Origin of the sequence: Vibrio sp. MEBiC08052 (genome assembly GCF_001506075.1) — a bacterium.
Classification (GTDB): domain Bacteria; phylum Pseudomonadota; class Gammaproteobacteria; order Enterobacterales; family Vibrionaceae; genus Vibrio.
This window is the reverse complement of sequence record NZ_KQ947476.1, coordinates 11,135-24,469: the sequence shown is the minus strand read 5'-3', so window position 1 is coordinate 24,469 and position 13,335 is coordinate 11,135. Positions and strand designations below refer to the sequence as shown.

The 13,335-nt window shown below is 41.6% G+C and carries 13 protein-coding genes and 2 pseudogenes; 5 read left to right on the top strand and 10 right to left on the bottom strand.

Annotated features, from left to right (window positions below; translation table 11 throughout):
- The 3 genes and pseudogenes from VRK_RS21720 to VRK_RS17630 all read left to right on the top strand — a co-directional run.
- Positions 1–157: pseudogene (locus VRK_RS21720) on the top strand (phosphopantetheine-binding protein); the annotation flags it as partial.
- Positions 131–1,882, top strand: a complete 1,752-nt coding sequence (locus VRK_RS21345) for a thioesterase domain-containing protein (protein ID WP_443083492.1) — start codon at positions 131–133, stop codon at positions 1,880–1,882. The pseudogene VRK_RS21720 and the gene VRK_RS21345, both read left to right, overlap by 27 nt.
- Before the next feature lie 63 nt (positions 1,883–1,945).
- On the top strand, positions 1,946–3,652 hold the full coding sequence (locus tag VRK_RS17630) for a cyclic peptide export ABC transporter (RefSeq protein WP_082671461.1): 1,707 nt from the start codon (positions 1,946–1,948) through the stop codon (positions 3,650–3,652).
- Positions 3,653–3,859: 207 nt separating this feature from the next.
- Here the strand turns inward: VRK_RS17630 and VRK_RS17625 are convergent, their stop codons facing one another.
- From VRK_RS17625 to VRK_RS17590, 8 genes are all read right to left on the bottom strand, one after another.
- Complete coding sequence (locus VRK_RS17625) at positions 3,860–5,131, bottom strand: phthiocerol/phthiodiolone dimycocerosyl transferase family protein (protein WP_059122843.1); 1,272 nt, start codon at positions 5,129–5,131, stop codon at positions 3,860–3,862.
- 78 nt (positions 5,132–5,209) lie between these two features.
- Positions 5,210–5,959, bottom strand: a complete 750-nt coding sequence (locus VRK_RS17620) for a beta/alpha barrel domain-containing protein (protein ID WP_059122842.1) — start codon at positions 5,957–5,959, stop codon at positions 5,210–5,212.
- A 14-nt stretch (positions 5,960–5,973) separates the two neighbouring features.
- On the bottom strand, positions 5,974–6,696 hold the full coding sequence (locus VRK_RS17615) for a HesA/MoeB/ThiF family protein (RefSeq protein ID WP_059122841.1): 723 nt from the start codon (positions 6,694–6,696) through the stop codon (positions 5,974–5,976).
- Positions 6,697–6,960 carry a ubiquitin family protein gene (locus VRK_RS17610; RefSeq protein WP_059122840.1) on the bottom strand — a complete coding sequence of 88 codons (264 nt, stop codon included), beginning with the start codon at positions 6,958–6,960 and terminating at the stop codon, positions 6,697–6,699.
- Between the two features lie 3 nt (positions 6,961–6,963).
- Positions 6,964–7,626, bottom strand: a complete 663-nt coding sequence (locus tag VRK_RS17605; RefSeq protein WP_059122839.1) for an HAD-IA family hydrolase — start codon at positions 7,624–7,626, stop codon at positions 6,964–6,966.
- Positions 7,627–7,657: 31 nt separating this feature from the next.
- Positions 7,658–8,509 carry a hypothetical protein gene (locus VRK_RS17600; RefSeq protein ID WP_059122838.1) on the bottom strand — a complete coding sequence of 284 codons (852 nt, stop codon included), beginning with the start codon at positions 8,507–8,509 and terminating at the stop codon, positions 7,658–7,660.
- A gap of 82 nt (positions 8,510–8,591) precedes the next feature.
- Positions 8,592–9,821, bottom strand: a complete 1,230-nt coding sequence (locus VRK_RS17595; RefSeq protein ID WP_059122837.1) for a PTS transporter subunit EIIC — start codon at positions 9,819–9,821, stop codon at positions 8,592–8,594.
- Between the two features lie 98 nt (positions 9,822–9,919).
- Positions 9,920–11,074: an NAD-dependent epimerase/dehydratase family protein gene (locus tag VRK_RS17590; RefSeq protein WP_197413172.1), complete on the bottom strand. Its 1,155-nt coding sequence runs from the start codon at positions 11,072–11,074 to the stop codon at positions 9,920–9,922.
- Positions 11,075–11,722: 648 nt separating this feature from the next.
- Here VRK_RS17590 and VRK_RS17585 point away from each other — a divergent pair.
- Positions 11,723–11,929 (top strand): transposase, encoded by a 207-nt coding sequence (locus tag VRK_RS17585; protein WP_059122836.1) that lies wholly within the window; start codon positions 11,723–11,725, stop codon positions 11,927–11,929.
- A gap of 410 nt (positions 11,930–12,339) precedes the next feature.
- Positions 12,340–12,561 (top strand): pyocin activator PrtN family protein, encoded by a 222-nt coding sequence (locus tag VRK_RS17580; protein ID WP_059122835.1) that lies wholly within the window; start codon positions 12,340–12,342, stop codon positions 12,559–12,561.
- A 3-nt stretch (positions 12,562–12,564) separates the two neighbouring features.
- Here VRK_RS17580 and VRK_RS20740 read toward each other — a convergent pair.
- A pseudogene (locus VRK_RS20740) lies at positions 12,565–12,801 on the bottom strand (integrase core domain-containing protein); the annotation flags it as partial.
- Positions 12,802–12,813: 12 nt separating this feature from the next.
- Positions 12,814–13,335 (bottom strand): IS630 family transposase (locus tag VRK_RS17575; RefSeq protein ID WP_157372049.1); only part of this gene is annotated, 522 nt, incomplete at its 5' end.

Sequence of the window (13,335 nt, the reverse complement as noted above, 5' to 3'; positions counted from 1 at the left end):
GTACCAAGCACCGCAGGGGGATGCCGAGGTACAACTGGCGGCGATTTGGTCAGCGCTGTTAGGTGTTGAACAAGTGGGTCGGGCCGACAACTTCTTCGAGCTGGGTGGTCACTCTTTGCTGGCGGTACGGATGGTCAGTGAAGCACAGCGGCAAGGGATGACACTGGATTTGGCGAGATTGATGACCACGCCCGTCCTCCATGAACTGGCAGCAACGGTGCAGTCTCAGGATGCGGTTACGCAAAACACGGACAATCCGGCGCAGCACGATCAAGTCATTCCGTTCCGTACCACGGGGAAACAGTTACCCCTGTTTATCGTCCCCGAATTCAGCGGAGAATTGTTATACGGGCCAGCGTTGACGGCGAACATCGACCCGGATGTTCCCGTTTATGGATTATCAGCACCGGATCGGATGCAGACCTCGCTGAAAACCTATCAGCGCATGGCAGAACGTTATGTCAGTATGATTCGCCGGACACAACCCCAAGGACCTTACCGCCTGTTTGGCTGGTCTTCCGGTGGGGTGTTGGCTTATGAAGTCGCCGCGCAGTTACTGGGTCAGGATCAGCGTGTTGAGTTTATGGGGATGCTGGATAGCTGGGTGCCGGGTGTCATCAAACAGCCTGTACAGACCGATGATGAGATGATCACGGCACTGAGCCACAATATGGTTGAGTATCTCGCCGGACAGATGCACGGTGCTCCGGTTAAACTGCCGAAGAAAGACCACTGGCAGGACTACTACCAGATGGGATGTGCTGAGGGATATTTACCTCAGGCGTGGACGGAAACGTATTTCCATCAGATGTTGACCCATCAGAAAGACTTTCTCCGCGCGGAGTATCAGCCATTGCCTTTACCGGTTCATATCGACTTGATTGCGACACAACAATCGCTGGAGATTGAACCTTTACTGGGGTGGTCTCAAATTCTGCCGGCTGAGAATATCCACTGTGTCACCGTGCCCGGAACCCATTATGAGTTGATGAGTGCCCCTTATCTCTCAGATGTCGGTGCCGCAATTTCACAAGTTATTGCCCGTCGGACTGCGTTTTGGCGGCAGAACCCGGTGCATCAGGCATCGGATGAAACACCTGTGATGAAATTGCAGAACGGGGTCCGGGGAAAACCGCTTGTCGTGTGTATTCCCGGTGCCGGAGATAATGTTTTCTCATTTGTTGATTTTGTTCAGACTATGCCATCCGACTGGACGGTGCTGGCGATTCAACCGCGAGGATTATGGGGTGGCGGCATCCCTCACAGTAGTGTTGAGGCTGCGGCATCCTTCTATCTCGATGCGTTGCAAGAGATGCTGGGCGCACATGAGATTCATATTGTCGGTCACTCATTTGGTGGATGGGTCGCTTTATCTCTCGTCACCCAAATGGAGGCGCAGGGCATTGCGGTGCAATCACTGACAATCGCAGATTCCCGGGTGCCGCTGCTCTCATATCATCAGGAATATAGTGATCTTCAGGCTTTGGTACGTCTGATCGAGTTATTTGAAATGCGAGGTTGTTCACTCGGATTAACACCAACCGATCTGGCACCGCTCTCGTATCATGAACGTCTTTCAGCGACGTTAAGTCGTTTGATTGACTGTGGACAACTGCCGAAAAGTACCCGAAACAGTGACTTTGCAGCGATTTATCGTTCCTTCGCAACACACATTCGTATTTGGTTCACACCGGATGTATTACCGAAAACACCCACCACGCTGGTGATTGCGCAAGGTTCGTCACCCGAACGTTTTGTCGGTTGGAAGACACTGATGCCTGAAGTCAGCGTGCGACAGAGTTTGGGCAATCATATGACATTATTAAAGCAACCCGACGTTCAGTTACTGACTGAGACGATACAGGGTAAGACTGCTATTTAACTGAAGATGTTGTGGCCGCTGTATTCGATAGCGCAGCCACATTCAAAAAGATGAGGAATTGAGATGTTTAAATCCATTTTAAGTCGTTTTAAATGGCAGATTTTCGCAGCAACCGTCCTGAGTGTAGTCGGGGCGTTAGCGGGGATTATGATGCTGAGAATCATCACCGCTCAGGTCAGCCTGATTGGTGCCGGAAAATCTCCCGGCCCCCACGCGTTTCTGATTTTTGTCGGTGTCGTGGCAACGGTGTTGTTGTTTAGTCTCGCATCCCGTTATCTGCTGGCAAAATTGAGTGCCCGGGTGGTGTATGAGTTTCGTGATTCTCTGGCGAAGCGGCTGCTTTCAACATCGTACGCGATGCTGGAACAGATCGGCGGGCACCGCGTGATGGCTGCGATGAAAACCGATGCGGCGAAGTTATCCGACGGACTGCTGTTACTACCGGGCTTTATCTACAGTTTAGTCACGGTGCTGCTGTGTCTCGGATATATGGTGTATACCTCATGGGAACTGTTCTCGGTGGTCTTCGTATTGATCGCATTGATCGTAGTGATTGCGAGGTTTTTCCTGAAACGCGGCTTTCACCATTACATGCTGCTGCGCGAGTATGAAGATGACATGTTCAGTGGTCTGAAAACTTTGGTGGACGGAATTAAAGAGCTGAGTATCAATGCCAACCGCCGTCGTTTTACTTACAATCAGATTCTGGAACCGAACTTTAAAGCGATTCGCGAGCGGAGCGTCAAAGTGTCGGTGATCTTTACCATGATGGGCAGTATGGCTTCGACGCTGGTTTTCTTCGTAATTGGGATCATCGTTTTCGGCAGTCGGATTTATTTCCCCAACGTGCCATTGGAAGTGATCGTCACGTTTGTATTAACCATTCTGTATATGGTCAATCCATTGCAGGGCGTGATTGATTCCATGAGTCGCTTCAGTGACTGTTCAAGCTCTTACCGGAATATCGAGAGCCTTGAACTGGCGGAGTTGGATGATTTTCATCGTACCACCGACGGGGAGAAAAAACCGCAGGCGGAACATGAGTCATGGCAGCGACTGACCGTCCGGGATCTGATGTTTCAGTATCAATCGGAAGACGATGAATATTCGTTCCATGTCGGCCCCGTCAATGCTGAATTTCATCGCGGTGAGGCAATTTTCCTCACCGGGGGTAACGGCAGTGGGAAATCCACTTTCGCCAAACTACTGGTCGGATTGTATCGCCCGAATCAGGGTACGATTCAGCTCGACGATAAATTGGTGTCGGAAGCGATTGATACCCATGAATATCAACAGATGTTCTCGACGATCTTCTCGGATTTCCATTTATTTGAGCACGTCCTGAACGGTGAGGGTGAACCGGAAAGTGATGAAGTGATTCAAAAATATCTGGCGGATCTGGAGCTGACCAGCAAAGTGACATCCAAAGACGGTAAGTTGTCTTCGGTGGCGATGTCTCAGGGACAGAAAAAGCGCCTCGCGTTATTGATGTCATATATCGAGGATACGCCAATTTGCCTGTATGACGAATGGGCTGCGGATCAAGACCCGCGTTTCCGTGAGATCTTCTATACTCGGATCATCCCCGAACTGAAACGCCAGAATAAACTGGTGTTGGTGATCAGTCATGATGATCGTTATTTCCACCTCGCTGATCAGCTGATTAAGTTTGAAAGCGGCAATATTGTCGAGAATATTGTGGCGAATAAACCTCAAGTTGAATCCGTGGCAGCCGCAGAAGAAAACGAACTGATGACGATATCGGTTTAATATCAGGCAGATATTGGACTTGAACGAATCAGGGCGGTAGTGATGTGACTACCGCCCTGAGTTTATTTGGGTTCGATAAAAAGCGGTTCTTTTGATTGAGTCTGTATCGACGAACTATGCTGAGCAACCTTCCCTAATCCAGCAATCCCCCAGTGGATCTTTCTATTCGTGTTGGTCACAAAATGTACTTCAGGTTCAAACTGATAACTATGATAAACATAAACTACTGTGTATAACTTCTAGTATTTTGTCTGCTATAGACTGAATTGTTTTCTTAGAATAGCGAGGTGAACTAAATGCGTACCTCAATGATAGAGTGTTATCGAATGAGGAAATAAACAACAAGTGAGAACCATTTATTCGGTTGACGATAAATTTGAAATCTGTAACGTTTATTGAACTGAGGTTTTCGCCAAGCTGGACCAATCCTAGATTTGAATTACAAGTAGTCCAATGGAAGTTTTCATCCAGTACCGCTTCATTCGGATTGTCTACCGAGTAATCGCTTGTTTCAATGCTTCTCAAAGTAGCATGCATCTGGTCTGAAGTTAAGTATTCCTCAACGCGTTTACCTATGTCTTTCGCAAGTGACCACACATCGGATAAGTGTATAACTTCAAAAAAGAAAATACCTGAATAGGAAAACTGCATGAGATTCCCTTTCTGCACAGTATTTTGTATGTATTTTCTAGGATCGACGGCCAGATTATGGGAGACAAACTTTGCCTTGTGAGCTTCTGGATATGTTTCTAGTGAAGCCATAATTTGACAGGCCGATAAGTAAGAGTTCACAGATACACCATGTTCCCTACATGCAGTCTTTAGTTTGATGAAATCATTCTTCTGAAGAGGTATATCAATAAAATCGGTAACTAGATTATTTGGGTTTGCTTCCTCAGAAGAAAGAGGGATCGGGCTAAATGTTTGACCTAGTTTTATTGGGTCAGCATAAATACCAGCCTCTATCTGGTCCTCTTGCTTAGATGAGAGAGAGGCCATTGATGAATCCAATGGAAAACAAATGCCCTGCAATTCACCCTCGTTAAGGGCTGATTGATATGCGTTCAAAACCAAATCAATAAATTCTACTCCAGTTCGTCCGCTAACGACTGAATGAGCAATTGAAAAAATAATAGTATGTTTGGACTGGTTATTATATTTGATTGTCGTAATTTCTAATTGCGATTGTGTAGAATCAACAGCCGTGTTAATTAGTTCTTTATATATATTCGGATAATCACTGTCTGTTTCCAAATTAATTGTTTTAAATGGAACTTTGTTCTTGTCGATAGATTTGAAGTAGAAATCATCGTTTAGTTTCACTACCTTTGAGTGAGCAAGGGGAACCAAACCGATAGTGTATATAGCGGCTTTACGGAATACTTCTAAATTGAAGTCTCCACTAATATTTATGCTAAAATGAATAGTATGCCATGCTAGTTGCGATAGTTCGTGTTTTGAAAGCTTGCGTAAAAACATTATATTTAACCAAGGAAGATAAGGTGTGACACTGTTGGTCACACCAATACTAGATATAGATACACTGTAAAAGGTGAGTTATTCACCAAATCCGCTTGAAGCGGCTCTTTGATACATAGCACTTTCAACAGCAAGACGCATAGCGTGAGCAAAGTATATAGGGTTCGATGACTGAGCTATTGCTGAATTAACTAGCACCGCATCCATGCCTATATCAAATAAGCTGATTACTTCTGTCGCATTGATTATGCCGGTTTCGCCTATACATGGTACACTGACTACTTCCTTAACGTTTTTCATTACTTGATAATTGTAGATGCCTACGCCAGTTCCCAACTCTCCAGCTGAAAGTCGCAAGGCACAGCAACCCATATCTTCAAGCATCTCTGCAGCGTAAGGATCTGGTGTAATCATTGGCATCACATCGAAACCATCTGCAAGTAGTTCCTTAGCAGCAGCAATAACCTCGAAATTGTTAGCCCAACGCTGTTTAGAGTCATTTCGTACATCAAGTTTAACAAACTTGATGTCAAACATCTCACGTAGTTTGCGAGCTGTCTCTACTGCCTCAACAGCTGAATGGACAAATGAAGTGGTAGAAACAGGAATATGAGGGTAATTATCTCTGTCAAATGCGTTCGCAACGTCAGCAATTGGTACTCCTGAGCTACGATCAAGCGGATTGATTGTTGCAATCATCAGTTCTGCACCAGCAGCCATTGTTACATCCTTGATCATTTCTGCTGAGTCATACTGTTCAGTACCGATCATCAATCGAGATGTCAATTCTACATTGTCCGTTTTTAACCACGGTTTCAAATTAAGCATATGTAGGCTCTCCTCTAACCACAAAGTTCGCAAGTATCATTTTTTTCTATATCAAAAGATTTCATTTGTAGTGTTAAAGCATCAAAAACGAAATGTTTATTAAGAAAATTAGTTTGGTTTCCAATCAGTATTTCAATGGCCATCGTTGCGGTGGCAGTTCCGATTACACCAACCATTGCACCTAATACACCAATATCAGCTGGTTTAGGGATATTATTTAAAGATTCGAAATCTGGGTTATTGCATTGATAGCAAGAATTAATATTATCGTAAAATGAGATGGCCCCCTCATCACCCAATACAGATGCATTGATGTAGGGTATCTGAAGTTGATAACAAGCATTACTTACAATAAAACGAGTCCAGAAATTGTCACACCCAACGATAACTAAGTCATGCTCACGAATCGTTTCAATAGCATTGGTTTCATTAAGTCTGAAATCTATCGCTGTAATATCAATATCTGAGTTTAAACATTTCAACTTTTCTTGAGCTACTTTTACCTTGCTTTTCCCAATGTCCTGTTCAGAAAAGAGAATCTGTCTATGTAGATTAGATAAGCTTACAACATCATCATCCATCAATGACAGTTTTCCAACACCTGAAGAAGCCAGGTAAAGTGAAGTAGGGCACCCAAGTCCACCACATCCAATAACGAGTACCGAACTATTCTTAAGTTTACGTTGCCCAGAATCGTGGATTACTTGTTTTTGTCTTGCATAGCGGTCCATTTTCATTTAACCACCAGCCATAGGGATAATGATATCAATCTCTGATTTCTGCTCGTTCAATAGGGTCATCCCATCCTTTACCCTCTTTCCATTAAGATAGACAAGTACATATCTATTGAAAGTACCATCTTTGGCTAAGATCCTATCAAGCACGATTTTCTCGAGATTTTTTTTAATGATCTCAAGTATTGGTTCAGGTTTATCTAATACCAACTGGCTAGACTTACCTAGTGATTTTGGAATAGTGATTTCTACATTAATATTAGACATTATTTATAATCCTATATTGTCAATGCGAATGGCTAACTGATTGCTTTCGACGACAACGCTAATGTCGGAATAACCGTTAATAATTAGGTCTGCTTCGTAAAGTTCAGTCTTTGAATGGCTCGTTGTTAAGGCCACGGTATAGCAGCCTGCCGCTTTTGCAGATTTCACTCCGGCCGGAGAGTCTTCGAATGCAACACACTCATTAGGCATAAAACCTAGTTTATTTACAGCCAACTCGAAAGGTTCCCCATGAGGTTTACCATGTGTTACATGTTCCCCACAAACCATTACATCAGGAATGTAAAAGCCTGATGCTTTTAAACTAGTAGTTGCAATATTTTCTGGCCCACTTGTAGCAATTCCCCAAACCTCTTTTGGCAAAGAATTGACAAATTCTAGAGCACCAACTATTGGCGATGCCGTTTTCATCTTTTCAATCGCTATCTGCTGTACGGAATTTATTTCATCCTCATGATCAAAGGCTGGATCAATCTCCTTAAGTGTTTCATTAACCTTTCTTCCATGAATGAATTTAGCAATGGTTTCAAAACTAATATTTTTACTATTAGCCCAGGTAAGCCATATCTCATCTATTACCGATATTGTATCTACTAATGTAGCATCAACATCGAATATTATACCCTTGCAATAAACGGTATTAGTCATTTACCACCTCACCTAACCGATATGGATTAATTTATTCTGTAAGTAGCGATAATAACTTCTTGCTTGCTGAGTCAGGAATCTGGATGTTATATCTATTTTGAGCGGATTCTATGATTTTAGAGAGAGCGGCTGCATCTATTTGTTTACTATAAGACTTAAAATTGAAGGTCATTAACAATAATAGCCTTTCAATGTCTGACCACTCATCTATATTGATTCCTCTCGCTGGGAAGCATAATTCCTTAGAAAATGACTTACTTATCAGTTGACTCATTTCTATAATATTACCGAAAGACTTTTTTACTCCATTATCAAGCCATTCGCCGCTTGATAAAAGACCACCGTTTTCTTTCATGGCTGTCAGTCGTTCGATTTCGCCGGAGTGATCTTTTTCCATCTCTTCTCTTGTAAGTTTATTCTTGCACTGTAGCTCCACGTTCACATGTAGATCATGCATAAAGTTACAAGCACGAGCATTAAGCATTTCTACTCGTAAACCGTGGAATTGTGAGGTGCAAGGTTCAAATAGTACATTGATCTCATTTTCTCTTCTTTTTAACCCACAGGAGAGCCATCCTATAAATGCTGAATTTGCGTATGCATCAATAATTGTGTAGGTGAATTGGAAAGAAAAAAGATAGGCAGGGATAATGCGCTCTGGACTAATTTTATATTTACTTATCAAGGTTTCTGCTGTGTATCTACCGAGGGGAGCATTATAAAAAGATGAATATGGTTCTGGAGCATAAGTACCAGAAGCAATAACGAATGCAGACTGATCTGCTTCTAGTAAATTTGCAGCGCATTCGATCCTTTCATCATGGATGTTCTTATCCCAATTACCTTCAACGGAAATAAAGTGGAAATCATATTTTTTTGCCATAAATAATTACTCTAGATTTAATTTTTTAAAATAATCTTTCTGTCGTACTTAAAAAAGATGTGTTCTTGATTTTTTTGGTGAGTCACGTTCTTGTTGGAATTGGATTATCTTCAAACAAAGCATCTTGATTAGTTGAATTCTCTTGTCCAAATAATTGAATGTCAAAAAAACTGATCAAAGTTCTAAATATTGTATAATAGACAATAAAGAATAATAACCCTAGAAGAATTAACATGTAAGGCTTATTTGCAAGAGCTGTATCAGAAGAGAGTAAGAAATCAAATAAGCCAGCAGAAAAACCAAACCCAGCTATCCACTGCATACTTGATGCAATGAAGACTGCTAAACCTGTTAAAAGTGCATGTGCAAAATACAACAATGGAGCTGCGAACATGAACGTAAACTCGATAGGTTCAGTTATTCCCATAAAGAAAGAAGCAAAAACGCCAGACATCAGCAATGATGCAACTTTGTTTCGGTTCTCATGTGGTGCACTATGATAAATAGCTAATGCAGCCCCGGGTAAGCCAAACATCATTATAGGAAAGAAACCAGCCATATATCGCCCCGTAGTTCCTAGTTGTGCTGTACCTGCATCAATAGCGGCCTGACCCGCCCAGAAGTTACCGATATCGTTTATTCCAACAAGATCAAACCAAAACACAGCATTTAATGCATGTTGTAGTCCGAATGGAATTAGAAGTCGGTTGAAAAATGCATAGATCCCAGCTCCGACTGAATCCATTCGTATTATGTTTTCACCAAATGTAATGAGTCCTGTGAAGAGGATAGGCCAAAGGTACATAAACACGAGAGAAATTAGTAAACATATAAATGTTGTAATAATAGGCACAAGACGGTTACCGGAAAAAAAAGCTAATGAGTTATGTAATTCAACGTTGTGAAATCTATTGTAAGTTTCAGCAGCAATTATACCAATGACGATACCTACGAACTGGTTGTTAATATTGTTGAATGCTAATGTTGTTGAGTTATCAATATTAATAAAACCAATAAGTGATACTGAATCAGTGCTGCATAGATTTGTTACGATTAAAAAACCAACAAAGGCAGACAGTGCTGCTGAACCATTTTTATCTTTTGATAGGCCGTAACCTACACCAATAGCAAATAGTGCAGCCATATTCTCAAGAATAACTAGTCCCGTACTGGTTAGTAATGTTGCTATTGAGCTACTAATATAATTAGTGCTGGATAACCAGTTTCCAATACCTAATAATAAAGCTGCGGCTGGCAAAACAGCTACAGGTACAAATAATGCGACACCTATTCGTCTAAAGTAGTTTAACATGTACATCTCTTTTTATACTCATGTCTACATTGTAATAGGAGCGATGGGATGTATTTAATGCTACAAGGCATCTGCTCCTTAACCCTTTTTTAAGACGGCTAGTAGAACTCACCTTCTTTTTCAATGTTATAAGTACTCTTAAGGTGTGCAACATTCGAGTAAACAGAGTCATTAGTATTTGTTACCCGATTGTCAGTAAACATTTCTAGCATATCGATAATACCTTCTTCTATGGTATGCTTAGGTTTCCATCCTGTGCTAGCAAATTTACTATTGTCTACTTTGTAGTTACGAGCGTCTTCGAAGCTAATATCATGACTTTGCACTTTTGCGCTTGGAATAACAGATTTAATTGCGTCAGCTATTTCACTAATTCTATAGTTTCCTGAAGATAGGTTGTACAAACCTTCAATATCGTTTTTTAGCCCATATATAATTGCATTGGACACATCTTTTACGTGAAGTAGCGGCCGCCATTGCTCTCCTCCAAATATTGTAAGGGGTTCACCTTGAGCGGCTTTCTTTGTTAAAATATTAACTACGAGATCAAGGCGAATTCTTGAGTGAACATCGCTTTGGCCGTAAAGTGTACCTAGTCTAAAAACTAGCGGATGATTTGCATGCTCAAGAACATATTTCTCGGCAGCTAATTTTGTGGATGCGTATAGTGAAAGTGGATTTGGTTCTGCACTTTCATCTAGTAAGTCGTTATTTACGCCATAAACCGAACATGTGGAGGTAAATACAATTCTACCTTTGTAATTGTCTACCAACCACTTTACAGCGTTCTCATTAAGATCTTTCGTTAATTCTTCGTCTACTTGACACGCGCCATCACCTACAATTGCTGCCAGCCATACTACAACATCAAAGTCATGTATTAGCTTGCCTAACCTTGCTGTGTCTTTTATATCTCCATAGATGAAATTTACTTTTTTGAGGAATCTAGTTTCATAAAGTAAACAATCATAAACAGTTACCTGGCATCCCATATCTTCATTGCAGAGAAGATCTGTTAAGTGACCACCAATGTAACCGCATCCGCCTACTATAAGAATTTTTTTGCCATCTAATGTTGCATTGTTCATTATTTTTACACCTTTGCTATTTCTCTTTGTCTTTTTTGCACATACTTCACAATGAAATTTTCTTAATTGAACTTGGTGCGTTTCAGTACTTGTTAGAGGTGAATAATTGTTCTGGTCAACTCCAGCGATTTTGAATTTTCTACCTTTAAGAACTTTGAAAACCATGCCAGTTCAGCTGACAGTTTTTCACATTGATAAAAATTCTTTCTATTTCATTAGGACGATGGTCACAACCATAACATTTCAAATTACAGTGTTCTGCCAATGCAATTTCTAATGACTCAATTTGAACCACAGTTTTATTCTGTTTTATTAATGTGACGCAGGTTAAACACTCATCTCACTACGTATTTCTTCATTGCGGTGTTTTTCAAGGAAGCATTTTTATCAACTCTTCAATATAATTACGCTTTTTAGTGTTCAACATGTAATGTTGCATCCAGTTTTTTCATCCACAAAAACAGATGATGTTAATATACCACTACTACAAAAACTGAAAATTCACCTAATTTTATATTTAACAACGACACGAGTTCGGATAAGTAATGAAAAACTGTGACGAAAATATGCACCATATTAATAAAATTGCTATAAAAAATTATGAATATTTGACATAGATAGAATCATAAGATCGAAAAAATGACAGTTATTGCATACATTTGTAATTGATAGCAGACAAAGTTACATCCATTGGTCAGTTTTTATCCACGTTATCAGTGATGTATGGAAAGACTTGAGACATTTAAACATTGTTCTGCTTTAATTTAACCGAGCACTTCAATAAAGGAATATAATCCTACGATTGAGGTGTATATGATAAAAAGAAAAAACAGAACTTATACCAATGAATTCAAGCAAGAGGCTGTTGCATTGGTAACAGAGCAAGGGTATAGCGTGCCTAAGGCAGCAGCTTCTCTAGGCATTGCAGATAAGCCCCTTTACAACTGGAAGGCAAAGCTTGAAGCAGGGCAATCAGGTGATGCTCTATCTGTTGAGCCGAATATCTGGAAAGTAATCTAGGGATTGTTTCCGATTCCCTATTTGAAACCACCAAAGCCACATTAACACCTGAAGAAATTCGTAGTCGTCAGCATGATGCCGCGAAGAACACTGCTGATGCTCGCCGTTCTAAAATTCTGGCAGCACTCCGGAAAGCACTGATGCAACTTGTGAAGACTCGCATGACAGTCACACAAAAGGCGATAGCGCAGCTTGCTGGACGGTCAGTCCGGACAGTTCGTCGATATTGGCAAGAGCTAAAAACATTTGAGAGGTCATTCGGTCCCGCTCTATATATTCCCGCCCCCGGTTATTTGTCCGCCTGAGCAAAAAGCGCTCGTGGTGCCCGAAAAGGGCAGTTCCAGAGCCGATGATTTGCAGTGCTGAACATTAGGATTGTTGGAAATTGTTGAGAATGATTGAGGATAACCATGAATACCACATTTCTTCTGATGGCAGAGTATGAATCAGCCGTAGTGCCATTGTCTCAAATCAGTCAGAAATACTTTGGCCTGGCACCACAAACAGCCAAATTCAGGGCTAACGCTGGCAAGTTACCAGTCCCTGTCTTTAGAGCCTCTCAAAAAGCCGAGTATCTGGTCAGTATTCAGGATCTGGCGGCGTATATTGATCGGATGCGGGAGGGGGTGTAGTGGTCAACTAAAATTGGCCACGGTTTTAGAGTTTTTCCAATACAGTCGTTCAGACTCATTGGGTGTCAGCCCACCATTATATTGATGGGGCCTAAGTTGGCTGTAATAACCTGTGATGTAACGAGTTATATGCTGTCTTGCTTCGCTACAACTCCTATAACCCGACACTGGTATCCATTCTGTCTTTAGACTTCTGAAGAACCGCTCCATCGGGCTATTGTCCCAACAATTACCTCGCCTAAATAACTGATCCTAATTATGCTTCATTTTCAGTGCTCCGTGACCACCACCTGGAAATGGTGAAACATGATCCATAAAGTAGCGTACTCGTTTTAAAAGTTGCCACATGGCTTTACATTGGTGATTCCGTGTAATTGTCTCGTGCAAAGCGTGCCAAAGCTTCTCTATTTTGTTTACCCATGGGGAGTACACCGGCTGAAATAGCAAAATGAATTTCGGGTTGTTATTCAACCAAACTTGAGCCTTTTTACTCTTATGAATGATGTAGTTATCTACGATGAGAGTGATTGTCTTTGCACGACGATACTGCCGTTTCAGCTGTTCAAGCATCGCAATGAAAAGGTCTGAGTTTTTGCTGGAGCTGGCAACGTACGAGACTTTTCCTGTCTTAGCGTGCAGAGCTCCAGCCAGATAATGCTTGGTATTCTTGCCCGGTGTCACCACTTTCTTTTGCTGGCCTTTGTGTATCCAGTCTGCCCCCATTTTGGGGCAGAGGTGGATATCGACTTCATCTTCATAAAACACGGGGTTATC

Bases quoted from the DNA above. Each gene is read 5' to 3' on its own strand.
- VRK_RS21345 (WP_443083492.1), top strand. From the start codon at position 131: ATGGTCAGTGAAGCACAGCGGCAAGGGATGACACTGGATTTGGCGAGA.
- VRK_RS17630 (WP_082671461.1), top strand. From the start codon at position 1,946: ATGTTTAAATCCATTTTAAGTCGTTTTAAATGGCAGATTTTCGCAGCA.
- VRK_RS17625 (WP_059122843.1), bottom strand. From the start codon at position 5,131: ATGTTTTTACGCAAGCTTTCAAAACACGAACTATCGCAACTAGCATGG.
- VRK_RS17620 (WP_059122842.1), bottom strand. From the start codon at position 5,959: ATGCTTAATTTGAAACCGTGGTTAAAAACGGACAATGTAGAATTGACA.
- VRK_RS17615 (WP_059122841.1), bottom strand. From the start codon at position 6,696: ATGAAAATGGACCGCTATGCAAGACAAAAACAAGTAATCCACGATTCT.
- VRK_RS17610 (WP_059122840.1), bottom strand. From the start codon at position 6,960: ATGTCTAATATTAATGTAGAAATCACTATTCCAAAATCACTAGGTAAG.
- VRK_RS17605 (WP_059122839.1), bottom strand. From the start codon at position 7,626: ATGACTAATACCGTTTATTGCAAGGGTATAATATTCGATGTTGATGCT.
- VRK_RS17600 (WP_059122838.1), bottom strand. From the start codon at position 8,509: ATGGCAAAAAAATATGATTTCCACTTTATTTCCGTTGAAGGTAATTGG.
- VRK_RS17595 (WP_059122837.1), bottom strand. From the start codon at position 9,821: ATGTTAAACTACTTTAGACGAATAGGTGTCGCATTATTTGTACCTGTA.
- VRK_RS17590 (WP_197413172.1), bottom strand. From the start codon at position 11,074: ATGGTTTTCAAAGTTCTTAAAGGTAGAAAATTCAAAATCGCTGGAGTT.
- VRK_RS17585 (WP_059122836.1), top strand. From the start codon at position 11,723: ATGATAAAAAGAAAAAACAGAACTTATACCAATGAATTCAAGCAAGAG.
- VRK_RS17580 (WP_059122835.1), top strand. From the start codon at position 12,340: ATGAATACCACATTTCTTCTGATGGCAGAGTATGAATCAGCCGTAGTG.